Genomic DNA, 23,241 nt, shown 5'->3' with positions numbered 1-23,241 from the left:
CCGCGCTTCGGCGCGGTTTTTTTATTGTGCTGGCGATAATCAACGCATGAATCCGAACGTCAATGCCGATCCGGCCGAGCTGGCCAAATTCTCCGATCTTGCCCATCGCTGGTGGGATCCCGACAGCGAGTTCCGTCCCCTGCATCAGATCAATCCGCTTCGCCTGGGGTGGATCGATGGATTGGCGGGATTGGCGGGCAAACGGGTGCTGGACATTGGCTGCGGCGGAGGCATCCTGTCCGATTCCATGGCGCGCAAAGGTGCCGACGTGACGGGCATCGACCTGTCCGTCAAGGCGCTGCGGGTGGCGCAGTTGCACGCGCTGGAGGCGGGCACCGCCAACGTCAGCTACAAGGAGATCAGCGCGGAGGCCATGGCGCTGGAGCAGCCTGGCGAGTTCGATGTGGTGACCTGCATGGAGATGCTGGAGCACGTGCCCGACCCCGCGTCGGTGGTGCGCGCCTGCGCCACCCTGGTGAAACCCGGAGGCTGGGTGTTTTTCTCGACCCTCAACCGCAACGCCAAGGCCTTCCTGTTCGCGGTGCTCGGGGCGGAGTACCTGCTGCAGCTGTTGCCCAAGGGAACGCACGAGTACGCGAAGTTCATTCGCCCCAGCGAGCTGGCGAGCTATTGCCGGGCCGTGGGCCTGGAGCTCGATCAGACCCGTGGCATGGAATACAACCCCTTGACGCAACGCTATTGGCTCAGCGCCGACACCAGCGTCAACTACCTGTTCGCCACACGCAAACCATGACTGTTTTTCGAGGAGTGCATGCCGTCCTGTTCGACCTGGACGGCACGTTGATCGACAGCGCATCGGATCTTGGGTCGTCTGCCGATGGCATGCGGGTGAGCCGGGGCATGGCCTCGCTGCCGCTGGAGCAATACCGGCCTCATGCGGGCTCCGGGGCCCGGGGCATGCTGCATGTGGCGTTCGGCATCACACCCGAGCACGCGGACTACCCTGCGTTGAAGGAAGAGTTCTTTGGTGCGTACGAAGGCTGCATGACACAACGCACGGCGCCGTTCGACGGCGTGGACGATCTGCTGGCCCGCCTCGTGGACGGTGGGCTTCGCTGGGGCGTGGTCACCAACAAGTCGCAGCGGTTCACGAATCCTCTTTCGCGGGCCATGGCGCTCTTCGAGACCGCTTCTGTCGTGATCAGCGGCGATACCACGCCCCATGCCAAACCGCATCCCGAGCCCTTGCTGGAGGCGGCGCGCCGGTTGCAGCTCTTGCCGAGCCAGTGCATCTACGTGGGCGATGACGAGCGCGACATCCGGGCGGGCAAGGCGGCTGGCATGCCGACGGTGGCTGCTCGGTACGGTTACCTCGGCTATGGTGCCGACGTGGCCAGCTGGGGTGCGGACGCGGAGGTTTCTTCGCCCCTGCAGCTCTTGAAATTGCTGGAACTGCCTTAAACTCTGTCTTCCTGGGGCTGCACTGGTTTCGACGTGGGTTCGGACGCGCAGCAGGGCATGTCGAGGTTCTGTCACCTCGTTAATCCGCAGAAAAAAACCAACTGCAAACGACGAACGTTTCGCACTCGCCGCTTAAACACCGGTGAGCCTCGCAACAGCAGGCCGATGGGCTGGGCAAGGGGGTCGCAAGACCTCCCGGCTGCGAGGTAATTCACATTGGCTGGCTCTGCGTCGGGCACCTTGGCGCAGGGTGAGATTCAAGGATGCTGGCTTCCCGTTTAGCGTGCCACTGCGCGACTCGGGCGGCGAGACCCAAAACAGACGGCTACACATGTAGAACTGCTCGAAGAAGGCTTGCGGACGGGGGTTCGAATCCCCCCAGCTCCACCACCTATTGAAAAGCCCGCCCGGCGCCGTGCCGGGCGGGCTTTTTTTCGGTTCTGCGAAGCGAGCTGCCTTCAGGCGTCCGGCAAAGAGCGTTCGCGCAACCGTCGCTTGCGTTCCCAGCGTGTCTTGAGAATCCACAGCCCGCTGATGAGGACGTAGACGGTGAGCCCGCTCAAGGTGGCGATGATGGCCAGACCCACGGCCAGCGGCTTGCCGGCTGTCCTCAGGTGCTCGACACCACGGGCGATGCGCTGCGACCAGGTTGGCCGCGCTCCCTCGGCCTTCTCTTCAGCCCGCACCCTCTCAAGCGCGGCCATCGCCTCGCTCTCCGTCACGCGAGGTTCGCCCAACACCACCTTGCCGAGGCGGTAGGCGCCGTAGTAGACCGGCCCGAAGGTCACCGGATTCGTCACGAAGGTGCTGGCCACCGCCATCGGCAGGTTCGCCCTGAGGAGCACGGCCGCGGCGGCCGACAGGGGCATTTGCGCGATCGGGACGAGCAGGCCGAAGAAGATGCCCACGGCCACGCCCATGGCGATGCCTTTGCGACTGAAGTGCCACAACCTGGGTTGGTGCAGCACCGGCCCCATCCAGCGCAGCCAGCGGTGGTGGCGCAGTCCGTCCTGTGTGCTGAGCCAGGTCTTGATGCGTTGCTTCATGCGCAAAAGTGAGGGCGCCCACGGCGGGCGGCCTGCCATTCTGGTGTGTCGTGGTCTGAGCCGGGCGAGCGGCGACAATTCCCGCACCATGATGCAATTGCAGGACATTCTTTTTTCTCAGGGCTTTGGCACCCGCCGCATCTGCAGCGGCCTGGTGCAGCAAGGCCTGGTGTCGGTGGGTGAAGACAGCTCTCCGTGTACCGATCCCTCAGCTCTCTTCGAAGAGGAGGGGCTGGTGTTTCGCGTGCAGGGTGAGGTCTGGCACTACCACGCACGCGCCTACCTGCTGCTGCACAAGCCCGCGGGCTACGAGTGCTCGCAGAAGCCCAGCACCTACCCCAGCGTCTACACCCTGTTGCCTGGGCCCTTGCGCCAGCGTGGGGGAGGGGCTGCCGCGGGCGTGCAGGCTGTCGGGCGGCTGGACCAGGACACCACGGGCTTGCTGCTGCTGTCCGACGATGGCAAGTTCATCCACCGCCTGACGTCGCCGCGCCACCACGTGCCCAAGGTGTACGAGGCCCAGGTCAAGCATCCGCTGGATGCGCGGCAGATCGGCCGTTTGCTGGAAGGGGTGGTGCTGGACGACGATCCTCAGCCGGTGAAGGCCGAGGCGTGTGAAGCCGTCAGCGAGCTTCACCTGCGGTTGACCTTGACGGAGGGCAAATACCACCAGGTCAAGCGCATGGTGGCGGCCGTCGGCAACCGGGTGGAAGGCCTGCACCGGTCATCCATCGGCGCTCTGGTGCTGTCGCCTGAGCTCAAGGCGGGTCAGTGGCGGTGGCTCACCGCGGCGGAGGTGCTGGCGCTCACGCAGAAGGCCCCCGGCGCGGCGAGCGCCCAGCAGGCGGCGCGCCAGGCTTAAAGCAGATCGCCCTTGCGGCTGTCCAGCGGCATGAGGAAGGAGTTCTCCTGCCACTGCGAGTTGAAGTCGCTGCGCGGGTCGCCGGTGGTGCTGTTGGGCCAGTTCGACAGCGGGCTGAAATCGCTGTTGCGGTTGCTGCGCTGGCGCGTGAGCGCGGTGCGCAGGTTGGCCTGCGCGGCGATGATGGCGCGCTCTTCCATTTCGCGCTCGCGCATGGAGTGGTTGAGCGAGGACTCGCCCAGGAACTCGGCCCGGATTTCGGCAACCGTGGGCAGGCTGTTGGAGCGCACGACCCAGTAAGGCAGACCGCACTGGGTCAGCAGGGAGTGTTTGAGCGTGCGGGTGCTGCGCGGCAAGCCAGCGCTGCCCGGCACGTCCAGGCAGCCAAGCACGCGCCCATCCGAGCGGCAGACGGTGAAGGTGCAGTACACGCCGCCGAGCAGCTTGTACCAGTCCATGCCTTGCTCCTTGTCGCGCGGCAGGGTGAAGCGCGTGACCGGCAGCTTGATCATGACGTGGTGGTCGTAGAAGGCGCGCGCCAGCCAGTGCCAGACGCGGGCTTCTTCACTGTTGGCCAGCGCGCGGGTGCTCAGCGGCCAATGCTTGGGAATGCGCCGCCGTTCCCGCGCCTGCTTGTCGACCCAGACGCGGTGCAGGAATGCCCCCAGGGCCAGCAGAGCGGGCGCGAGCACGGCAAGCAGCCATGGGTTGTTCCAAGTATTCATGTGTGGCGAAGGGGGTGGCGTCTATTTGTATCAAAGTGTAGAGGTTTGCCGGACCTTCGGTGGGGCTTTGTGGCCTTGTGTGTACGCGTTTCGTGTGAATTTCTTGGGGTTTTGAGGTCGTTTGATACAAATGGCGGTATGGCGCGCCAGGCCGGCGGCGCCCGCGTCCGGCCAACGTTCCATTGTGCCCAACTGCGCGTCGGGCGTGCATCCCCCAGGCGGGGAAATCAGCCCAAGCAGGCCAGAAAATCCGCCACGGCGCGGGTCAAGGCCTCGGGCTGATCGCGGTGGGGGCTGTGGCCGCAATCGGGCAGCTCGATGCGTTGCGCATGCGGCGCCGCCAGCGCGATCTCGTCCAGCTGGGCCAGGGTGCCGTACTCATCGCCCAGGCCTTGCGCCAGCAGCAAAGGGGCGGTGATGGCCCGGCATTCGGCGCGGATGTCGAACTGGCGGAAGGCTGGACTGAGCCAGACGTCGTTCCATTGCCAGAAGGCGTTGTCCACGTCGGCGTGGTAGCGCGAGAGGCGCTGGCGAAGCCCGTCGGGATCGCCTTCGTACAAGGTCTTGGCCTGGGCGATGGCGTTCAGCGCGATGTCTTCGATAAACACGTGGGGCGCCATGGCCACGCAGGCCGCGACCGGGTGCCGGCTGGCGTGCAGCAGGGCGATGGTGGCGCCATCCGAATGGCCTACGAGCACGGGCTCGGGCACGCCCAGGGCTTGCAGCAGCGCGGGCAGAGCCCGCCAGGCTTCGTGGTGCATGTAGTCGGGCTCGTGGCGGCCGATGTGCCAGGACCCCTGCCACCGGGGTTGGCCGCGCACGTCGGCCACGGGGTCGGACTGGCCATAGCCCCGGCGCGAGTACAGCCAGCCCGCGCGGCCTGTGGCGGCGCAAAGCTCGGCGGGCCAGTGCCGGCCGCGCTGCTGCCACATGGCCACGCTGCCCAGGCCTTCATGCAGGAAGACCAGGGGGGCACGTTCCGCCGGCCCCGGAATGTGAGCCACTTCCAGGCCAATGCCCGCGATGTCGATGTGTTTCATGGGACTCGATCCTAGCGTCGCAGCGATCGGCGCGAGGGCCGCCCGCGGGGTGGCCTGACATGGATTGGATGTATTCTTGCCGGCATGTCCTTGCTGTTCGATTCCTTCTGGCGCGCCATCGCCTATTGCATGCATCCGCGGGTGATCGCACTGTCGTTTCTCCCGCTGATCCTGATGGTGGTGCTGTCGTTCGGCCTGGGTTACTTCTTCTGGGAGAACGCCGTGGCCTCGGTGGCGGCGTGGCTGGAGGCGTTCGACCTCATCCAGATATTCCTGGGCTGGCTGGAGCGCCTGGGCCTGGGCTCGCTGCGCACCGTGTTCGCGCCGCTGCTGGTGCTGGTGCTGGCCACCCCCGTCATCGTGCTGTTGTGCCTGTTGCTGGTGGCGATGTTCATGACGCCCGCCATGGTGGAGCTGGTTGGCCAGCGCCGCTTTCCCAGCCTGGAGCGCAAGCACGGTGGGTCTCTGCTGGTGAGCGTGTTGTGGTCGCTCGGCTCCACGCTGCTCGCGGTGCTGGCCTTGATCGTGTCCATGCCGCTGTGGCTGGTGCCACCCCTGGTGCTCATTCTTCCGCCGCTGATCTGGGGCTGGCTCACCTACCGGGTGTTCGCGTTCGACGCGCTGGCCACGCACGCCAGCGGCGACGAGCGCAAGGCCATCCTGCGCGAGCACCGCGGCAGCCTGCTCGTCATGGGCGTGCTCAGCGGCTACCTGGGCGCCGCGCCCAGCCTGCTGTGGGCTTCGGGTGCGATGTTCATTGCACTGGCCCCCTTGCTGGTGCCTGTGGCGATCTGGATCTACACCCTGGTGTTCGCATTCGCTTCGCTCTGGTTCGCCCATTTCTGCCTGACCGTGCTGCAGCGCCAGCGGGCGCAGGCCACGGTGCAGGTGCGGGACGCCGAACCCAGCCCACCGGCCCCATTGACCTTGCCTGCCCAGGAACCAGGGTCCTCATTCAACCAGCCACCCACCCTTTCATGACACCCACCTTCGGCCTGATCATCGTTGGTGACGAGATCCTTTCCGGCAAGCGCAGCGACAAACACCTTCCCAAGATCATCGAGCTGCTGGCGCAGCGCGGCCTGACCCTGTCCTGGGCCAAGCTGGTCGGCGACGATCGCGACCGCATCACCGCGACGCTGAGCGACGCGTTCGCGGGCAGCGACGCCGTGTTCTGCTGCGGCGGCATTGGCGCCACGCCCGATGACCACACGCGCCAGTGCGCCGCCGCCGCGCTGGGCGTGGACCTGGCCCTGCACCCGCAGGCCAAGGAACTGATCGAGTCCCGCATGCGCGACACGGCCGCCGAGCGTGGCGAGGTCTTCGATCCCGAGCGGCCGGACAACGTGCACCGCTACAACATGGGCGTGTTTCCCGTGGGCGCTCGCCTCATCCTCAACCCGTACAACAAGATCCCCGGTTTCAGCTGCGACGGGGCAGGGGGCGGCAGCGTGCATTTCGTGCCCGGCTTTCCCGTCATGGCCTGGCCCATGATCGAAGGCGTGCTCGATACCGAGTACGCGCAATGGCATCGCCAGGGCGCCTGGCAGGAGCGTTCGGTGATCGTGTTCGGCGCCATGGAGGCCACCCTGACCCCGCTCATGGAGCAGATCGAGCAGGCCCATGCCGTGAAGGTCTTCAGCCTGCCCAGCGTGGACCACCCGGAGTACGGCCGGCACATCGAACTGGGGGTGAAGGGAGCCACCGAGGCGGTGGCGCCGGCCTACGCCCAGCTGCTCGCGGGCCTGCATCGGCACGACGCGAAGCTGGGCCCCGAAATGGTGCGAAACTGAATTGCACTAAATTGGTGCAATTGACGAGTGCACCCAATGGGTGCGGTCGGGGGCGGTAACGCCCGACAAGGTGCAACGCGCGGCCTTCCAAGGGCCCAGATGCCTGCCGGCTGACCCTTTGTGGCGCATGGCCTGGGCCATAATTCCCGCTGTCCCGTGAAGCCGGGGGAGCCAGCGCCCGCGCATGACCCACTTTGTGGCACACATTCTGCTTATCAGCAGCGTCGTTTTCAATTTTTCCACTCACCCAGCTACAGGAGTATTTGATGGCCAAGACCGTCGCAGACGTGATGCAAATGGTGAAAGACAACGAAGTGAAGTTCGTTGACTTCCGCTTCACCGACACCCGGGGCAAAGAACAGCACGTCACCGTGCCCGTGTCTCACTTCGACGAAGACAAGTTCAGCTCGGGCCACGCGTTCGACGGTTCTTCGGTGGCTGGCTGGAAGGGCATCGAAGCCTCGGACATGCAGCTCATGCCCGACCCCAATACCGCCAACATCGACCCCTTCTTCGAAGAAACCACGCTGTTCCTGCAGTGCGACGTGATCGAGCCGGGCGACGGCAAGGCCTACGACCGCGATCCGCGTTCCATCGCCAAGCGCGCCGAGGCTTACCTCAAGGCGTCCGGCCTGGGCGACACCGCCTTCTTCGGACCGGAACCCGAATTCTTCATCTTCGACGGTGTGCGCTGGAGCAACGAACCCGGCCGCGTGATGTGCGAGATCGAGGAATACGAAGCCCCCTGGAACAGCGGCGCCAAGCTCGAAGGCGGCAACCGCGGCCACCGTCCCACCGTCAAGGGCGGCTACTTCCCCGTGCCCCCGGTCGACAGCACGCAGGACATGCGCGCCGAAATGTCCCTGATCCTCGAATCGCTGGGCATTCCCGTTGAAGTGTTCCACCACGAAGTGGCGGGCGCTGGCCAGAACGAAATCGGCACCAAGTTCAGCACGCTGGTCGAGCGCGCCGACTGGACGCAGGTGCTCAAGTACGTGGTGTGGAACGTCGCCAACGCCTACGGCAAGACCGCGACCTTCATGCCCAAGCCCTACGCCGGCGACAACGGCTCCGGCATGCACGTTCACCAGTCCATCTGGAAAGACGGCAAGAACCTGTTCGCCGGTGACGGCTACGCTGGTCTGAGCGATTTCGCCCTGTACTACGTCGGCGGCATCATCAAGCACGCCCGCGCGCTCAACGCCATCACCAACCCCGGCACCAACTCCTACAAGCGCCTGGTGCCCGGCTTCGAAGCCCCCGTGAAGCTGGCCTACTCGGCCCGCAACCGTTCTGCCTCGATCCGCATCCCCTACGTGGCGAACCCCAAGGGCCGCCGCATCGAAGCGCGTTTCCCCGATCCTTCGGCCAACCCCTACCTGGCCTTCTCGGCCCTGATGATGGCGGGTCTGGACGGCGTGGAAAACAAGATCCACCCGGGCGAAGCCGCCACCAAGGACCTGTACCACCTGCCGCCCGAAGAGGACAAGCTGGTGCCCACCGTGTGCCACAGCCTCGACCAGGCGCTGGAGTACCTCGACAAGGACCGCAGCTTCCTGACCAAGGGCGGTGTGTTCACCGACTCCATGCTCGACGCCTACATCGAACTCAAGATGGGCGAAGTCACGCGTTTCCGCATGGCGCCGCACCCGGTCGAGTTCGACATGTACTACAGCCTGTGATGGCTTGCCCGGCTCTGCCGGGCTGCCAGGGCCATCCCGAAAGGGGCCATGCAAGTGGCCCCTTTTTTGTTGCTCGGGCGGTCAATCGCCACCGTTCACACGCTGGCACGGCACTTTTGAAACAGTTTTCGGTCATACTGAAAAACGCATATCGGTGCGCCCGCCCATACCCCAAACCGCTTCCTGGAGTTGATGTCACCTTGAATCCGATGCCTTCACTCACGATCCGGTCGCTGGCCGTGGCCACGCTCGCGCTGTGCGTCCTGGAAGCCCATGCCCAGGCGCGCATCTACCGTTGCGGCAACGAATACACGAACGACGCGCAGGTGGCCAAGTCCAAGGGTTGCAGCCCCATGGAGGGCGGCAACATCACCATCATCGAAGGCACCCGGCCCACGCCGCCGCGCGCCACGCCCGCAGCGGCCGCCCCACGCAACGGCAGCGCCAACGAACGCGTCGACTCGGCCGCGCAGCGCGCGCGCGACAGCGATGCGCGCGCCATCCTCGAGGCCGAACTGCGCAAGGCGCAAGAGCGCCTGGCGCTCGCGCGCAAGGAGTACGCCAACGGCGAGCCCGAGAAGCAGGGCATCGAGTCGCGCAACTACCAGCGCTACCTCGACCGCGTGGCCGAACTCAAGGCCGCCGTGGCGCGCGCCGAGAGCGACGTCGCCGGCCTGCAGCGCGAATTGAATCGACTGCCGGGGTCCGCCAACGCCGTCGGTTCTGCCGCAAAATGACCGGCTTGAAAAAGCCCAACTTCCCCTCCCTTCTTCCCACTTTCCCGCGCCGGGCCCCGGCCGACCCGGACGGGTCGGCTGCCGGACGCAAGTCCCCCTCGGTGTCTTCCCGTTTCCAGTCCCTCGACCTGCTGGCCACCCTGGTGGCCGTGGTGGATCAGCACGGGGGCGTGCTCTACGCCAACGCGGCGCTGGAGGATGCGCTGGGCATGTCCCGCCGCAGCATCACGGGCGCGCTGCTGCAGGACTGCTTCACCGAACCCCCGCTGCTGGAAAACGCCTTGCAGGGCGCGAGCGGCAACCAGTTCGCCGCGCTGCGCTACGACGCGTGGCTCAAGCGCCTCAACCACGAAGCCCTGCCGGTGCACGTGGTGGTGGCGCAGACCGACAACCCGGGTGAGGTGATCGTCGAGCTGCTGCCGCTGGAGCAGCAGGCGCGCCAGGAGCGCGAAGAGCGGCTGATCGATCAGGCGCAGGCGAACAAGGAGCTCATCCGCAACCTCGCGCACGAGATCAAGAACCCGCTCGGCGGCATTCGCGGTGCGGCCCAGTTGCTGCAGATGGAGCTGGAGTCCCGCGAGTTGATCGAGTACACCCAGGTCATCGTCCACGAGGCGGATCGGCTGCAGTCGCTGGTGGACCGCCTGCTCGCGCCGCACCGCCGGCCGCACGTGGTGGGCGACGTGAACATCCACGAGGTGTGCGAGCGCGTGCGCTCGCTCATCCTGGCCGAGTTTCCCAAGGGCTTGAAGGTCGTGCGCGACTACGACACCTCCATCCCCGAGTTCCGCGGCGATCGCGAGCAGCTCATCCAGGCCGTGCTCAACATCGCGCACAACGCCGCGCAGGCGCTGAGCGAACGCATCGCGGCGGGCGATGCGCGCATCGTGTTCCGCACGCGCGTGGGCCGACAGGTGACGTTTGGTAAACAGCGCTATCGGCTGGCACTGGAATTGCATGTGATCGACAACGGGCCTGGCGTTCCAGACTCGATCAAGGACCGCATCTTTTTCCCGCTCGTGTCGGGGCGGGATGGCGGCTCCGGCCTGGGGCTCACGCTGGCGCAGACCTTTGTCCAGCAGCACCATGGATTGATCGAGTGTGAGAGCGTGCCGAACGAGACGGACTTCAAGATTCTGATTCCGTTGCCCTAGCCGTCACCGACCGTCGAACGCCGCGCCACAAGAAGGGAAGACAACTCAATGAAGCCGATCTGGATAGTGGACGACGACCAATCGATTCGCTTCGTGCTCGAAAAGGCGCTGCTGCGCGAGAACCTGCCCACGCGCAGTTTCACCAACCCTCAGGACGTGCTCAAGGCCCTGATCGACACGCCCGAACACGAGGGCCCCCAGATCCTGGTGAGCGACATCCGCATGCCCGGCGGTTCGGGGCTGGAGCTGCTGGAGAAGGTCAAGGAAAAGCTGCCCGGCCTGCCGGTCATCATCATGACCGCGTTCTCCGACCTGGACAGTGCCGTCTCGGCCTTCCAGGGGGGGCCTTCGAATACCTGCCCAAGCCCTTCGATCTGCCCAAGGCGGTCGAGCTGATCCGCCGCGCGGTGGACGAAAGCCTGCGCGAGGAAGTGGCCGAGGAGCGCATGAGCGCCGCGCCCGAAATGCTCGGCCAGGCGCCCGCGATGCAGGACGTGTTCCGCGCCATCGGGCGCCTGAGCCAGAGCCAGGTCACGGTGCTGATCACCGGCGAGTCGGGCTCGGGCAAGGAGCTGGTGGCGCGCGCGCTGCACAAGCATTCGCCGCGCGCGGCCGGGCCCTTCGTGGCCATCAACACCGCGGCCATCCCCAAGGACCTGCTGGAGTCGGAACTGTTCGGCCATGAGCGTGGGGCCTTCACCGGCGCGCAGACCATGCGCCGGGGCCGCTTCGAGCAGGCCGATGGCGGCACGCTGTTCCTCGATGAAATCGGCGACATGCCGTTCGACCTGCAGACGCGCCTGCTGCGCGTGCTGTCCGATGGCCACTTCTACCGCGTGGGCGGCCACAGCGCCGTGCGCGCCAACGTGCGCGTGATCGCCGCCACCCACCAGAACCTGGAGCAGCGCGTCAAGGAGGGCGTGTTCCGCGAAGACTTGTTCCACCGCCTCAACGTGATCCGCCTGCGCCTGCCCGCGCTGCGCGAGCGGCGCGAAGACGTGCCCATGCTCACGCGTTTCTTCCTGCAGCAAAGCGCCAAACAGCTCGGCGTGGAGCCCAAGCGCATTTCCGAGGCGGCCCTGAAGCTGCTCGGCGCCTTCGACTTCCCCGGGAATGTGCGCCAGCTGGAAAACGTCTGCCACTGGCTCACGGTGATGGCCCCGGCCCAGGTGATCGAACTCAAGGACCTGCCACCGGAGGTGTTGTCCATGAGCGGTACCGCTCCCGCAGTGGCCCACCCGGCCGCCTCGGAGGCCCCGGTGGTGTCTTCCCTGCCGACCGGCCTCATGGCGCCTGCCGTGCCCGAGCCCGTCTACGCCAGCAGTTCGGCGGCCATCGCCCACGCCGAATCGGCCGTCGCCTCACCCGAGGCGGAGACCGCCCGGGCGGCGCCTCTGGCCTGGGAGAGTGGCCTGCAGGCCGAGGCCCAGGCCTTGCTCGAAGACGGCCGCACCGATGTGTGGGACGTGCTCACGCGCCGCTTCGAAACGCGCCTGATCCAGACCGCGCTGGCCAACACGCGTGGGCGCCGCATCGAGGCCGCGCACAAGCTCGGCATTGGGCGCAACACCATCACCCGCAAGATCCAGGAACTGAACCTCGAGTGAACGGGCTCAGCCCAGCGTGACCACCACCGGTGCGTGGTCGCTGGGCTGCGGGTTCTTGCGCGGCAGGCGGTCGATGTGGCAGGCCGTCACGCGGCCGCGCAGCGCCTCGCTCACCAGAATGTGGTCGATGCGCAGCCCCCGGTTCTTCTGGAAGCCCAGCATGCGGTAATCCCACCACGAGTAGCTTTTCTCCGGCTGCTCGAACAGGCGGTAGGCGTCCGTCAATCCCAGGTCGAGCAAGGCCTGGAAATGCGCGCGCTCTTCCACCGTGTGGTGGATGGTGTCTTTCAGGCCGACGGGGTCGAACGAGTCGCGGTCTTCCGGCGCCACGTTGAAATCACCCAGCAGCACGAGGCGCTGGTGCACCTTCAGTTCTTCCTGCAGCCAGCGGTGCAGCGCCTCCAGCCAGAGCATCTTGTAGGCGAACTTGTCGGTGCCCGGTGCCTGGCCGTTGACGAAATAGCAGTTGACCAGGCGCAGCGGGCCTTCGGGCGTGTCCAGCGTCGCGGCGATCACACGCGACTGGTCGTCGGTGTGCCGGGGGATGTTGCGCACGATGTCGGTGACGGGGTTGCGGCTCAGGATGGCCACGCCGTTGTAGGTCTTCTGGCCGAAGACAGCGGCGTGGTAGCCGGCTTCCTTGAGCGCGTCGTGCGGGAACTTCTCGTCCACGAGTTTGAGTTCCTGCAGGCCCAGCGCGTCGACGGGATTGGCGGCCAGCCAGTCGAGCACCTGGGGCAGGCGCACGGAGAGGGAGTTGATGTTCCAGGTGGCGAGTTTCATGGTGGACCCATCGTGGTGGTTGATCAGCGTGTTGGTGCATGCCGGCCATGCGGCCGGAAGTGCCAAGTATGCGATGAACCACGGTCCGACCGGGCGAGCCCGTCACCCCGGTGCGGGCCGCCGCAGGCGCTTGAGGAAGACCGTCATTTCCTTGACCGACTGGTGGTCGCCTTGCTGTTCGGCCACCACCAGGCCCTGGGTCCAGGCCGCTTCGGCCGCGTCCAGGCGGTCGAGCCGGCGGAGCGCCACACCGAGCAGTTTCCAGGCGGCCGAGTGGCGCGGGTTCTGCGCCGTTGCCTGCGTCAGATGCAGCGCCGCGGCTTCGGCGTCCTCGTCCTTGAGGCAGGCCTGGCCCAGGCCGAAGCGCAGCAGGGCGCTGTCACGGCCCTCGGCCAGCATTTTCTCGAGCCGTTCGCGCATGGCGTCTCCTCATGGGTGGCTGCCCGGTGCGCGCGTGATGTGGCGGGCCAGCAGGGTCGCCAGGGCCGGCGCCAGGGCGAAGCTCGCGAACAGCCAGACCGCGGCGACGCGCGCACCGGCCGGGCCGCCCGGGTCGCTGAGGCCCGCGGCGTTCGCCACCAGACCGGCCACCGCCGCGCCAACGGCCATGCCGTAGAGCTGGATGGTGGTGATGGCGGCCGACGCCATGCCGCCTTCCCCGGGGGCGCGAGGTTCAGCACGCGGTTGAGCAGATGGGGCCAGCCGATGCCCACGCCGGCCCCGGCACCGGCCAGGGGCAGGCCGCAAAGCAGCAGGCGCGCGCCGGGGCTCAGGTCCGCGCCGACCGGTATCACCACCGCCAGGGCCAGCAGGCTGAAGGTGGTCAACAGCGGACCGACGCGCAGCAGCCGGGCGGCAGCGGCACCGCCGCGCCCCGACGACAGCAAGGAGCCCGCGCTCCAGCCGGCCGCCATGGCCGCGGTGAGGTAACCCGCCGCCAGCGGCGTGTAGCCGTGCAGCACCTGCAGGAAGTAGGGCACGTAGATCTCGGTCGTCATGCCCACCAGCAGCAGCGCCACGATGGCGTACACCGAGCCCAGCGGCGAGCCCAGTGCCGTCGCCCCCGAAGGCAGCAGGCGCACCGCCGCCTGGCGGTCCACCGCGACGGCGGCGGCGCCCAGGGCCAGGCCACCGGCCACACCCAGGCCTTGCCACAGCAACTGCGGCGACAGGCTTCCCGCCGCGATCAGCAGCACCGAGCCGGCGAGCAGCCCCACCTGCACCAACGGCACCTCTGGTTTTTGCCCACGGCTCGGTGCGGCGCCGGGCGCGGGGCGCAGCTGCACCATCACCACCAGCGCCTGCAGCAGCGAGATCGGCAGCAGGATCCAGAACGCCCAGCGCCAGTGGCCGGCCTCGGCGAACAGCCCGCCCGCCGCCGGGCCGCACAGCGTGGCGATGCCCCACATGCCGGAGACCAGGGCCACCGCGCGCAACCACAGGGCCGGCTCGAACACCACGCGGATGAGGGCGTAGCTCAGGGCCGCCAGGGTGCCGCCGCCCAGGCCCTGCACGCTGCGGCCGATCAGCATCCCGCCCATGGAGCCGGCGCTGGCGCACACGGCCGAGCCGAGGGCGAACAGGCCCAGCGCCGCGAGGCAGGCACCGCGGGGCCCGAGCGAGGACAGCACGCGCACCGAGAGTGCGGCGCCGATGATGGAGGCCACCACGAACAAGGTGGTGTTCCAGGCGTACCAGTCCAGTCCGCCGATGTCCTGCACCACGGAAGGCAGCACGGTGGTGACGATGTGCACGTTGATGGCGTGCAGGGCCACGCCACCGGTCAGGGCCAGTGCGAGCCAGCCGTTCTTGCCCTTGAGCAGATCGCCCCAGGAAGCCGTTGCAGGTAAAGGGGCGGTCAGGGAAGACATGCGTGATTCTCGACAGTGCGCGGTGGGGCGGTTATTATCCAAGTGATTGTTTGCATATTAGGAGCGCGCCATGGTTTATGCAAGTAAAGACCTGGATATGCCGGGTGCATCACCGACGGCGGATCGCCTTCTGTTCCTCATCAAGTCCAGGGGGCCGACCTCTACCGCCCGGCTGGCGCAGGCGCTGGACCTGACGCCCGAAGCGGCGCGCCAGCAGGTGCAGAAACTGGTCGCGGCGGGCGTGCTCGAGGGCGTGCAGGAAGCTGCGGTCGGCGTGGGTCGGCCCCGGCAGAACTGGGCGCTGACCGAGGCCGGGCATCGCCGTTTTCCCGACACCCATGCGCAGCTGACGGTGCAGTTGATCGGCTCGGTGCGGCAGCTGTTTGGCGAGCAGGGTCTGGAGCGGTTGATCTCGCAACGCGAATCCGATGCCCGCACGCTGTACCGGCAGCGCTGCAACGGCAAGACCATGGCGAAGCGCCTGGAGCAGCTCGCGGTGGTGCGCAGCGAAGAGGGCTACATGGCGCGCGTCGAGCGCGACGGCAAGGACTGGCTGCTGATCGAGGACCACTGCCCGATCTGCGCCGCGGCGCGCAGTTGCCAGGGCTTCTGCCGCTCGGAGCTGCTGCTGTTTCAGGACATCATCGGCGGCGACGGCCGCGTCACGCGCGAGCAGCACGTGCTCGCGGGGGCATCGCGCTGCGTCTACCGCGTCGTGGCCCGGGTGTAGCTGACGAACGCGAAGGGCAGGCCGTTGGAGGCCGTGTGGGTTTCGCGCGCGGTCTCCTGCCATTCGGGGCCGAACACGGGTGCGTGCGCATCGCCCTCGAAATCGCGTGCGATCTCGGTGACCACGGCGGTGTCGGCCAGCGGCAGGGCGGCGGCGTAGATCTGCGCGCCGCCGATCACCCAGGCGTCCGAGCCCGCGGGGCACAGCGACACGGCTTCGGGCAGCGAGTTCGCACGGGCAGCGCCTTCGGCCTGCCAGGCGGCGTCGCGCGTGACGACGATGTTGAGCCGGCCCGGCAGCGGGCGGAATTTGGGTGGCAGCGAATCCCAGGTCTTGCGGCCCATGATCACGGGGTGGCCGAGCGTGGTGCGCTTGAAGTGCGCCATGTCCTCCGGCAGGTGCCAGGGCAGGGCGTTGTCCTTGCCGATCACGCCATTGGCGGCGCGCGCGAAGATGAGGTGCAATCGGGTGGTGGGGTGGGGCATGCGCCTATTGTGCCGCCGGCAGAGCAGGCCGGGCTGGCCAGAGCACACTGGCAATGGCCATCATCACGAAGCCGATGGCGACCCAGTCCTGCCAGTGCGGCACCTCGCCCACGATGAAGGTCGCGCTCAGCGTGCCCACCAGCGGGATCGCCATCACGCTCATGGCGCTCGTGGCCGGCGGCAGGTTGCGCGCCATGCCGAACCAGATCAACTGCGCCACGCCGTAGTTGATGCACACGCCATACAGCAGGCTGATCCACATCGGCACCGAAAAGCCCGCCAGCCGGGGCACCGGTTCCAGCGCGAGGGCCAGCGCCCCCACCACACCGCTGCCCAGCAGCAGCATCCAGACCGTGACCACCATGGGCGAGAGCGTGAGGTGGGCGCGGCGGAACTGCAGCGTGCCCACGCCCCAGCAGAAGGCCGCGCCCAGCATCCACGCGATGCCGGTGGGCCGGCCGCTCAGGCTTTGCAGCTCGTGCCACAGCAGCAGCGCGATGGCGATGCCCGCGCACACCACGGCCGTGCGCACGCGCGGCGTGATGCGCTCGCCGAAGAAGGCCGCGCCGATCAGCACCGTGAAGATCGGCATGGTGAAGCCCAGGATGGCCGCGCGGCCGGAGGCGAGTTCCTGCACCCCGAAGATCGAGAGCGTGTGCCAGCCCAGCACGTTGGGCAGGCCGAGCCAGGCGATGGCGGCCCATTCGGCGCGCGTGGGGCGCATGCGCTCGCCCAGGCGGGCGACGTAGATGAACAGGCCGAGCGCGCCCAGCATCATGGTGCTGGCGCGGAAATACAGCGGCGTGAGCTCCTGCAGCGAGAGCTTCATCATGGGCCAGTTCACGCCCCACATGAGCGTGAGGGCGAGCAGCGCCCAGAGCTGGCGGCGGGTGATCACGCGGTCCGCGGCGGGCGCGGGCTCAGACCGCCACCGGCGCCTTGATGGCGGGGTGGTGCTGGTAGTCGAGGATCTCGAAGTCGTCGAGCTCGTAGTCGAAGATCGATGCGGGGCGGCGCTTGATGCGCAGCGTGGGGTAGGGGTGCGGGGCGCGCGCGAGCTGCGTCTGCACCTGCTCGTGGTGGTTGCTGTAGATGTGGCAGTCGCCGCCGGTCCAGATGAACTCGCCCACTTCCAGGTCGCACTGCTGCGCCAGCATGTGGGTGAGCAGCGCGTAGCTGGCGATGTTGAACGGCACGCCCAGGAAGATGTCGGCGCTGCGCTGGTAGAGCTGGCAGCTCAGCTTGCCGTCGGCCACGTAGAACTGGAAGAACGCGTGGCAGGGCATCAGGGCCATCTTGTCGAGGTCGGCCACGTTCCAGGCGCTCACGATGATGCGGCGCGAGTCGGGGTTGGTCTTGAGCTGTTTGACCACCTCGCTGATCTGGTCGATGTGGCGCCCGTCGGGCGCGGGCCAGTTGCGCCACTGCACGCCGTACACCGGTCCGAGGTCGCCGTCTTCGCGCGCCCACTCGTCCCAGATCGTGCAGCCGCGCTCCTGCAGCCACTTCACGTTGCTGTCCCCGCGCAGGAACCACAGCAGCTCGACGATGATGGCCTTGGTGAACACCTTCTTGGTGGTCACCAGCGGGAAACCTTCGTTGAGATCGAAGCGCATCTGGTGGCCGAACACGCTGGTGGTGCCGGTGCCGGTGCGATCGGTTTTCTGCACGCCCGTGGTGAACACGTGGCGCATGAAATCTTCGTACTGTGAGCGGATGGGGCGGTCGGTCATGGACGGAATTGTGCCTGTTTCGGCTCGGCCCCGAGGCGGCGGCGCGCCGAACCCCTGCGCCATAATGGCCCATCACCCCGACGCCCGATGACGCCCAAGACCCTGTCTGAATCCATCGCCGAGCCCGAAATGATTTTCGAGCTCGCGCCGGTCGGGCTGATGGTGACCCGCCAGCGCATCATCGAGCGCTGCAACCGGGCCATGTCGGAGATGTTCGGTTACCCGGTGAGCGCCCTGGTCGGGCAATCCACCGAGATGCTGTATCCCTCGCACGAGGAGTTCGAGCACATCGGCGAGACCTGGGTGGCCAGCATGCGGCAGAACGGCAACCACCGGGATCAGCGCATCATGCGGCACGCCAACGGGCGCATGTTCTGGTGCGCGGTGTCGGGGCGGTCCTTCACGCCGGAATCGCCCTTCGCGTCGGTGATCTGGGTGTTCGACGACATCAGCGAAGCCCGCCCGGTGAACGCGCCGCTCACCGCGCGCGAACGCGAGATCGCGGCCCGGGTCATCACCGGCCTGACCAGCAAGCAGATCGCCAAGGACCTCAACGTCAGCCACCGCACGGTGGAGGCGCACCGCATGCGGCTGATGCGCAAGCTGGACGTGAACTCCACCGGCGAGCTGATCGCGCGCATCCTGGGCATGCCGCCCTCGCCCTGAGCGGGCGGGAGGCGGGCGCGCTCAGGCGTGCGGCGTGGCGCCGATCAGGATGGCCGCCACGATGCAGGGCTCGGTGCCGCGCACGCTCCACGAATGCATGGTCCCGCGCTGGACCAGGATGTCCCCGGCCTTGAGCAGCGTTTCGCCCGTGTCCAGGATGGCGTAGATCTCGCCCTTGAGCACCACGATGTAGTCGATGGTGCTGGTCTTGTGGCGCATCGGGTCGTCCGAATGGGCATCGGGCGCGTGCCCCGCACCGATGGATTCGAAGGCCTTGGCCGCGTCGGCGCCCTGCCACATGGTGTCAGGCGGGAATTCCACGATGCGCAGGATGCTGCCCACCTGGGGCGGCTCCAGCTTGACCGGGCGCGCGGCGGCGTCCGCCGTGCCGGTGTTGTCGGCCGGGGCGGTGGTGGTCTCCCACAGGTCGGTCAAGGCCACGCCCGGCATGGACGCCATTTCCTTGATGTTGGGCGCGAGGCCATCCATGATGAAGGTCGAGCGACCCTGGGCGTCGTGCCCGGTCACGACGCGGCGAATTCTCCAGGCCATGTGTGTGTCTCCTTGAGGTGGTCTGAGGGGTGCTCAGTGGTTGGCGTGGTTGCAGTTGGGACCGCAGCCGATCACGTTGCCGTGCAGCTTGCGCTGGCGCTCTTCGTAGTGCGCCATCAGGCCGAACAGCTTCACGGTGTCCGGCGGCGAGGTGTCGCCGCTGAACTCCTGGTACAGGTTGTTGACGGTGACGTAGATGCGTTCGGCATCGGTCCACGAGTTGAACTCGCGCAGCGAGATGTCGTCCACCGCCTGTTCGAGCGTCATGCCCTGGTCGTAGCGCTTGCGTGCCTCGGCCTTGACGTATTCCAGGTAGTGCTTGAGCGCGCGCACGCCCGTCTTGTCGGTGATCGGGCCATGGCCAGGCACCACCACGTCCACGTCCCAGCCGAGCATGAGGTCGCAGGCGCGGATCCAGTTGTCCACCGGGCCCGCCCAGACGATGGGGTGACCACCATTGAACAGGATGTCGCCGGTGTAGACGATCTTGTCTTCGGGGATGTAGGCGAGCACGTCGCCCTTGGTGTGGGCGGGGCCCACCTCGACCAGCTTGACGGTTTTGTTGCCGACCTTGAGGTCGATCTCGCCGCTGAAAGTCTTGGTGGGCGGGGTGTAGACGATGCCGCGGAAATCGAACACGCGGCCCATCGCCTTCATGAGGAACTCACCGCCGTCGCCCAGTTCCTTGTAGTTGCGGAAGCGGTCGATCAGGGCCTGGGGCGGGTGCGCGAGCATTTCGTCGGCGCAGGCCTGCGAGACGATGATCTCCGAGTCGGCCACCAGCTGGTTGCCGAAGTAGTGGTCGCCGTTGGCGTGGGTGTTGACCACCTGCGCGATTTCCTTGGCCTCGGGCACCGCGTTGCGCATGGCGTGCAGCATCTCGCGCGTGAGCTTGAGGTCGAACAGGGTGTCCACCAGCAGCGACTCGCCGCTGTCGGTCACCAGGCCGGCGTTGCTCCAGCCCCAGGTGCCGTCGGGCAGCAGCCACGCGTAGTTGCCGTTGCCGATGTCGTGCAGTCCCTTGGTGTATTGCCATTTCATGGGTTGTCTCCTGTGGTTGGGGTGGGGGATGCCGGGTTCAGGGCGTGCGCCAGCGCAGCAGGTGCTGTTCGGCGCGTTGAAGCAGGATGTTGGACACGTAGCCAACCGCGCCGAGCACGATGATCCCGGCGTACAGGTCGGCGCTGCGGAACGAGCGCGCGGCCAGCGTGATGTTCTGGCCCAGGCCGATGGTGCCGGCCAGCATCTCGGCCACCACCGCGAGGATGAGCGAGACCGTCAGCGCCAGCCGCAGGCCGGCGAAGATGTCGGGCAGCGCGTTGGGCAGGGCGATCTTCCAGACCATCTCCAGCCGTGAGAGGTGCAGGATGCGCGCCACCTCCAGCAGCCGGGGCTCGATGGTCTTGAAGCCGTGCACCGTGTTGAGCAGCACCGGCCAGAGCGAGGAGAACGCGATCGCCGTCACGATCATGCGGTCGTTCAGGCCGATCAGCAGCACGAAGACCGGGATCATGGCCGAGGCGGGCAGCGGGCGGATCAGCTCCAGCGTGGGCTCCACATAGGCGCGCAGCCGGGGCGAGAGGCCGATCGCCGCGCCCAGCGCGACGCCCGCGACCGAGGCGGTCACGAAGCCCAGCACCATGCGCCGCAGGGTTTCGCGAAACGCGAGCCAGAAGTCCGCCGTGCCCATCTGGTCCCAGAGCGACTCGAAGCTGCGCAGCGGGGCCGGGAAGAACACCGGCGACACCAGTTCCAGGTGCGCGGCGAGCTGCCACAGGCCGACCAGCGCGGCGAGCACGCCCAGGCTGGCGAACCACATCAGGACACCGTGTTGTCTTTTCATGCCGATTGCTCCGCCCAGTTGCCCATGCGCCCGAACCAGCGCTGCTGCGCGCGCAACAGCGAAGCGTTGAGCGCCCAGCCGATCAGGCCGATCCAGCCGATGAAGGCGAACACGCGGTCGGGCCGCATGCTCTCCTGCGCGACGATGAGCGCGTAGCCCAGCCCCATCGGGTTGGCCGTGATCTCCACCGTCACCGCGACCACCAACGACACTGCGGCTGCCAGCCGCAGGCCGACGAAGATGCGCGGCAGCGCCGCCGGCAGCACGATCTTGGTCACGCGTTCGCGCAGGCTGAAGTTGAGCATGCGCGCCACCTCCAGCAGGCGCGGCTCGATGCCGCGCACCGCGCTTTCGGTGATGATCAGCAGCGGCCAGAAACACGAGAAGGCCACGATGCTGCTCTCCATCTGGAAGCCGTAGCCGTGGATCAGCAACGCCAGGGGAATCAGCGCCACCGAGGGAATGGGCCGCAGCGCCTCGGTGGACACCCGCATCAGCTGCGACAGGTGGCGCGAGAGGCCGAAGGCCACACCGACCAGAATGCCCGCCGTGGCCCCCACGACCAGCCCGCCGACCGCGCCGCCGAAGGTCTCCAGCGCTGCCTTGAACAGGCTGCCGTCGGCGACCACGCCCACCGCCGCGCGGAAGATCGCGACCGGGGACGACAGGCTCTCGGCCTTGAGCAGCCCCGAGCGGGCCGCGAACTCCCAGAAGACCAGGACCGCCGCCGGGAACAGCACCCCCTTGAACACGCGCGCCATGGATGCATTCATCTCAGTGCCCCGGTGGCAGGAGGTTGAACAGGCGGTGGCGGTAGGCCAGGAAGCGCGCGTCCTCCCGCGTGGTGAGCTGGTTGCGCGGCCGCTCCAGCTCGATCGTCAGCGTCTCCGACAGCCGCCCCGGGTGCTTGTCCATGGAGATCACCCGGTCGCCCAGGTAGATCGCCTCCTCCAGGTCGTGGGTGATGAACACCACTGTCACGCCGGCATCGGCGCACAGGCGGGCCACCTCGTCCTGCAGGGTCTGGCGCGTCATCGCGTCGAGCGCGCCGAAAGGCTCGTCCATCAGCAGCACCTGCGGCGCCTGCGCCATGCAGCGCGCGATCTGCAGGCGCTGCTGCATGCCGCCGGAGAGCTGGATCGGGTAGGCGTCGGCCCGCTCGGCCAGTCCCACCCGTTCCAGCATGTCGCGGATGATGGGCGCGCGCTCGTCCTTGGGCACGCGGCGCGCCTCCAGCGCCAGCTCCACGTTGCCGGCCACGGTGCGCCAGGGCAGCAGGGCGCGCCCGTAGTCCTGGAACACCACCGCGAGCTCGGGGTCGGGCCCGTCGATCGCGCGGCCCCGGTACAGCACGCGGCCCTGGGTGGGGCTCAGCAGGCCGCCCATCAGGCGCAGCAGCGTGGTCTTGCCGCAGCCCGAGGCACCGACGATGCAGACGAACTCCTTCTCATGCACCGTGAGCGAGATGTCGTTCAGGATGTTGAGGGAACCCACGGTGAAGTCCAGCCCGGTGATGGACAGGACGGGATCGTTGGCTTGGCTCATGCGGCTCACTTGTAGATCAGCTTCGCCGGGTCGATCGGCTTCTTGAGCATGTCCTGGTCCATCATGATCTTGTTCCAGTTCTGCACCACCTCGGGCGTGATGACCGGGCGGAACTTGGGGTCGGGGAACTTGGCCTGCACTTCGGGCGGGAAGGGGATGTAGACCAGGTTGGCCTTGCGCACCACGCCCGGGTCTTTCAGGGCCATGGCCGAGGCTTCCTCGATGGCGGCACGGAAGGCGGCGACCTGCTTGGGGTTGGCGTCGGCCCACTTGCGGCTGGCGACGTGCCAGCCCGACTGCACTTCACCCTCCAGCGCGGCGATGTAGTAGGCGACCACGCGGCCGGCCTTGGTTTCCTCGGCGCGCGAGAGGAAGGGCTGCACCGCGAGGATGCCGTCGACCTGGCCGTTGCGCAGCACGTCCACCGATTGCGCGAACGCGTTCTCGGTGAAGGTCACCTTCTTGTAGTCACCGCCGTTCTCGGCCATCCATTTGCGGAACAGCACGTGCAGGAAGGCGTTGAGGCCCGGGGTGGACACGCGCTTGCCCTCGAAGTCCTTGGCGGTCTTGATGGGGCTGTCGGGGCGGACCATGATGGCCACGTCTTCCATGCCCTTGGTGTAGTAGCCGCCGCCGGCCAGCACCACCAGGTCCAGGCCTTGCTCGACCGCCTGCATGGTGTTGGGTGCGGTCGGCGTGGCGATCTGCAGGCTGCCGGCCATCAGGGCCGCCGGCGTGGTGGCCGAGTTGGGCACCAGCTTCATCTCCACGTCCAGGCCATGTTTCTTGAAGAGGCCTTCGTTGGCCGCGACAAAGGCGTTGGCGAACGCGGTGGATGCCGAGAAACCGAACACGATCTTCTGGGCCCAGACGGGGGCCGCCGCCGCACTCAGCAGCGTGGCCACCGCCAGGGGGCGCACAAGGGAACGCAGGGTCGCGATAAAGGTGTGCATGGCTTGTCTCCA

The 23,241-nt window shown here is 67.3% G+C and carries 26 protein-coding genes, 1 other RNA gene and 1 pseudogene; 13 read left to right on the top strand and 15 right to left on the bottom strand.

Annotated elements, in window-relative coordinates; genetic code table 11:
- Positions 1-46 precede the first annotated feature (46 nt).
- The 3 genes from ubiG (at position 47) to ssrA (ending at position 1,812) form a co-directional block, all read left to right on the top strand.
- On the top strand, positions 47-754 hold the full coding sequence (gene ubiG / locus ABSY19_RS03500; protein ID WP_382159097.1) for a bifunctional 2-polyprenyl-6-hydroxyphenol methylase/3-demethylubiquinol 3-O-methyltransferase UbiG: 708 nt from the start codon (positions 47-49) through the stop codon (positions 752-754).
- Positions 751-1,422 (top strand): HAD-IA family hydrolase, encoded by a 672-nt coding sequence (locus ABSY19_RS03495; RefSeq protein WP_382159095.1) that lies wholly within the window; start codon positions 751-753, stop codon positions 1,420-1,422. The genes ubiG and ABSY19_RS03495 overlap by 4 nt, the downstream gene beginning before the upstream one ends.
- 13 nt (positions 1,423-1,435) lie before the next feature.
- Positions 1,436-1,812: a transfer-messenger RNA gene (ssrA, locus tag ABSY19_RS03490) on the top strand.
- Between the two features lie 68 nt (positions 1,813-1,880).
- Here ssrA and ABSY19_RS03485 read toward each other — a convergent pair.
- Positions 1,881-2,468, bottom strand: coding sequence for a DUF2062 domain-containing protein (locus ABSY19_RS03485; protein ID WP_382159094.1), 588 nt, complete (start codon positions 2,466-2,468; stop codon positions 1,881-1,883).
- Positions 2,469-2,559: 91 nt separating this feature from the next.
- On the opposite strand from ABSY19_RS03485, the gene ABSY19_RS03480 reads away from it, so the two are divergent.
- Positions 2,560-3,330 carry a pseudouridine synthase gene (locus ABSY19_RS03480; RefSeq protein WP_382163667.1) on the top strand — a complete coding sequence of 257 codons (771 nt, stop codon included), beginning with the start codon at positions 2,560-2,562 and terminating at the stop codon, positions 3,328-3,330.
- Here ABSY19_RS03480 and ABSY19_RS03475 read toward each other — a convergent pair.
- Together ABSY19_RS03475 and ABSY19_RS03470 are read right to left on the bottom strand one after the other, a co-directional pair.
- The gene (locus tag ABSY19_RS03475; protein ID WP_382159092.1) at positions 3,327-4,022 is read right to left on the bottom strand and encodes a hypothetical protein; all 696 of its coding nucleotides are present in this window, start codon (positions 4,020-4,022) and stop codon (positions 3,327-3,329) included. The genes ABSY19_RS03480 and ABSY19_RS03475 overlap by 4 nt on opposite strands.
- A gap of 260 nt (positions 4,023-4,282) precedes the next feature.
- Complete coding sequence (locus ABSY19_RS03470; RefSeq protein WP_382159090.1) at positions 4,283-5,095, bottom strand: alpha/beta fold hydrolase; 813 nt, start codon at positions 5,093-5,095, stop codon at positions 4,283-4,285.
- 84 nt (positions 5,096-5,179) lie between these two features.
- On the opposite strand from ABSY19_RS03470, the gene ABSY19_RS03465 reads away from it, so the two are divergent.
- The 7 genes from ABSY19_RS03465 (at position 5,180) to ABSY19_RS03435 (ending at position 12,068) form a co-directional block, all read left to right on the top strand.
- On the top strand, positions 5,180-6,076 hold the full coding sequence (locus ABSY19_RS03465) for an EI24 domain-containing protein (protein WP_382159088.1): 897 nt from the start codon (positions 5,180-5,182) through the stop codon (positions 6,074-6,076).
- On the top strand, positions 6,073-6,888 hold the full coding sequence (locus ABSY19_RS03460) for a competence/damage-inducible protein A (RefSeq protein ID WP_382159086.1): 816 nt from the start codon (positions 6,073-6,075) through the stop codon (positions 6,886-6,888). The genes ABSY19_RS03465 and ABSY19_RS03460 overlap by 4 nt, the downstream gene beginning before the upstream one ends.
- Positions 6,889-7,154: 266 nt before the next feature.
- Positions 7,155-8,570 carry a type I glutamate--ammonia ligase gene (gene glnA, locus ABSY19_RS03455; RefSeq protein WP_291114810.1) on the top strand — a complete coding sequence of 472 codons (1,416 nt, stop codon included), beginning with the start codon at positions 7,155-7,157 and terminating at the stop codon, positions 8,568-8,570.
- Positions 8,571-8,779: 209 nt separating this feature from the next.
- On the top strand, positions 8,780-9,307 hold the full coding sequence (locus ABSY19_RS03450) for a hypothetical protein (RefSeq protein WP_382159084.1): 528 nt from the start codon (positions 8,780-8,782) through the stop codon (positions 9,305-9,307).
- Positions 9,304-10,461: a nitrogen regulation protein NR(II) gene (gene glnL / locus ABSY19_RS03445; protein WP_382159082.1), complete on the top strand. Its 1,158-nt coding sequence runs from the start codon at positions 9,304-9,306 to the stop codon at positions 10,459-10,461. Before ABSY19_RS03450 ends, glnL begins: the two co-directional genes overlap by 4 nt.
- A 48-nt stretch (positions 10,462-10,509) precedes the next feature.
- Positions 10,510-10,857 carry a response regulator gene (locus ABSY19_RS03440; protein WP_382159079.1) on the top strand — a complete coding sequence of 116 codons (348 nt, stop codon included), beginning with the start codon at positions 10,510-10,512 and terminating at the stop codon, positions 10,855-10,857.
- 11 nt (positions 10,858-10,868) lie between these two features.
- Positions 10,869-12,068 carry a sigma 54-interacting transcriptional regulator gene (locus ABSY19_RS03435; protein WP_382159077.1) on the top strand — a complete coding sequence of 400 codons (1,200 nt, stop codon included), beginning with the start codon at positions 10,869-10,871 and terminating at the stop codon, positions 12,066-12,068.
- A gap of 6 nt (positions 12,069-12,074) precedes the next feature.
- Here the strand turns inward: ABSY19_RS03435 and xth are convergent, their stop codons facing one another.
- The 3 genes and pseudogenes from xth to ABSY19_RS03420 all read right to left on the bottom strand — a co-directional run bounded on the left by xth (position 12,075) and on the right by ABSY19_RS03420 (position 14,722).
- Positions 12,075-12,851: an exodeoxyribonuclease III gene (gene xth / locus ABSY19_RS03430; RefSeq protein WP_382159075.1), complete on the bottom strand. Its 777-nt coding sequence runs from the start codon at positions 12,849-12,851 to the stop codon at positions 12,075-12,077.
- 102 nt (positions 12,852-12,953) lie between these two features.
- Positions 12,954-13,271 (bottom strand): tetratricopeptide repeat protein, encoded by a 318-nt coding sequence (locus ABSY19_RS03425; protein WP_382159073.1) that lies wholly within the window; start codon positions 13,269-13,271, stop codon positions 12,954-12,956.
- A 9-nt stretch (positions 13,272-13,280) separates the two neighbouring features.
- A pseudogene (locus ABSY19_RS03420) lies at positions 13,281-14,722 on the bottom strand (MFS transporter).
- Between the two features lie 70 nt (positions 14,723-14,792).
- On the opposite strand from ABSY19_RS03420, the gene ABSY19_RS03415 reads away from it, so the two are divergent.
- Positions 14,793-15,452, top strand: a complete 660-nt coding sequence (locus ABSY19_RS03415; protein WP_382159071.1) for a helix-turn-helix transcriptional regulator — start codon at positions 14,793-14,795, stop codon at positions 15,450-15,452.
- Here the strand turns inward: ABSY19_RS03415 and ABSY19_RS03410 are convergent.
- From ABSY19_RS03410 to ABSY19_RS03400, 3 genes are read right to left on the bottom strand one after another with little or no spacing between them, the layout of a single operon-like run.
- Positions 15,428-15,937 (bottom strand): dihydrofolate reductase, encoded by a 510-nt coding sequence (locus tag ABSY19_RS03410; RefSeq protein ID WP_382159069.1) that lies wholly within the window; start codon positions 15,935-15,937, stop codon positions 15,428-15,430. The two genes, ABSY19_RS03415 and ABSY19_RS03410, sit on opposite strands and share 25 nt — an antisense overlap.
- A gap of 4 nt (positions 15,938-15,941) precedes the next feature.
- The gene (locus ABSY19_RS03405) at positions 15,942-16,835 is read right to left on the bottom strand and encodes a DMT family transporter (RefSeq protein WP_382159067.1); all 894 of its coding nucleotides are present in this window, start codon (positions 16,833-16,835) and stop codon (positions 15,942-15,944) included.
- A 22-nt stretch (positions 16,836-16,857) separates the two neighbouring features.
- Positions 16,858-17,670 (bottom strand): thymidylate synthase, encoded by an 813-nt coding sequence (locus ABSY19_RS03400; protein WP_382159065.1) that lies wholly within the window; start codon positions 17,668-17,670, stop codon positions 16,858-16,860.
- 87 nt (positions 17,671-17,757) lie between these two features.
- On the opposite strand from ABSY19_RS03400, the gene ABSY19_RS03395 reads away from it, so the two are divergent.
- Positions 17,758-18,336 carry a LuxR C-terminal-related transcriptional regulator gene (locus ABSY19_RS03395; RefSeq protein ID WP_382159064.1) on the top strand — a complete coding sequence of 193 codons (579 nt, stop codon included), beginning with the start codon at positions 17,758-17,760 and terminating at the stop codon, positions 18,334-18,336.
- Between the two features lie 21 nt (positions 18,337-18,357).
- Here the strand turns inward: ABSY19_RS03395 and ABSY19_RS03390 are convergent, their stop codons facing one another.
- Genes ABSY19_RS03390 through ABSY19_RS03365 form a run of 6 tightly spaced genes read right to left on the bottom strand, consistent with a single transcriptional unit; the run spans position 18,358 to position 23,229 of the window.
- On the bottom strand, positions 18,358-18,888 hold the full coding sequence (locus ABSY19_RS03390) for a cupin domain-containing protein (RefSeq protein ID WP_382159062.1): 531 nt from the start codon (positions 18,886-18,888) through the stop codon (positions 18,358-18,360).
- 33 nt (positions 18,889-18,921) lie between these two features.
- Positions 18,922-19,929: an MBL fold metallo-hydrolase gene (locus tag ABSY19_RS03385; RefSeq protein WP_382159061.1), complete on the bottom strand. Its 1,008-nt coding sequence runs from the start codon at positions 19,927-19,929 to the stop codon at positions 18,922-18,924.
- Between the two features lie 37 nt (positions 19,930-19,966).
- Positions 19,967-20,731, bottom strand: a complete 765-nt coding sequence (locus tag ABSY19_RS03380; protein ID WP_382159059.1) for an ABC transporter permease — start codon at positions 20,729-20,731, stop codon at positions 19,967-19,969.
- The gene (locus ABSY19_RS03375; RefSeq protein WP_382159057.1) at positions 20,728-21,504 is read right to left on the bottom strand and encodes an ABC transporter permease; all 777 of its coding nucleotides are present in this window, start codon (positions 21,502-21,504) and stop codon (positions 20,728-20,730) included. Before ABSY19_RS03375 ends, ABSY19_RS03380 begins: the two co-directional genes overlap by 4 nt.
- A 1-nt stretch (position 21,505) precedes the next feature.
- The gene (locus tag ABSY19_RS03370; RefSeq protein WP_382159056.1) at positions 21,506-22,276 is read right to left on the bottom strand and encodes an ABC transporter ATP-binding protein; all 771 of its coding nucleotides are present in this window, start codon (positions 22,274-22,276) and stop codon (positions 21,506-21,508) included.
- 5 nt (positions 22,277-22,281) lie between these two features.
- Positions 22,282-23,229: an ABC transporter substrate-binding protein gene (locus tag ABSY19_RS03365; protein WP_382159055.1), complete on the bottom strand. Its 948-nt coding sequence runs from the start codon at positions 23,227-23,229 to the stop codon at positions 22,282-22,284.
- Between the last annotated feature and the right edge of the window lie 12 nt (positions 23,230-23,241).

The sequence above is a fragment of the Hydrogenophaga sp. ANAO-22 genome, from assembly GCF_042466645.1.
Taxonomy (GTDB): domain Bacteria; phylum Pseudomonadota; class Gammaproteobacteria; order Burkholderiales; family Burkholderiaceae_C; genus Hydrogenophaga.
Note: the sequence above shows the minus strand (reverse complement) of the source record. Positions and strands in the feature narration are given on the sequence as shown.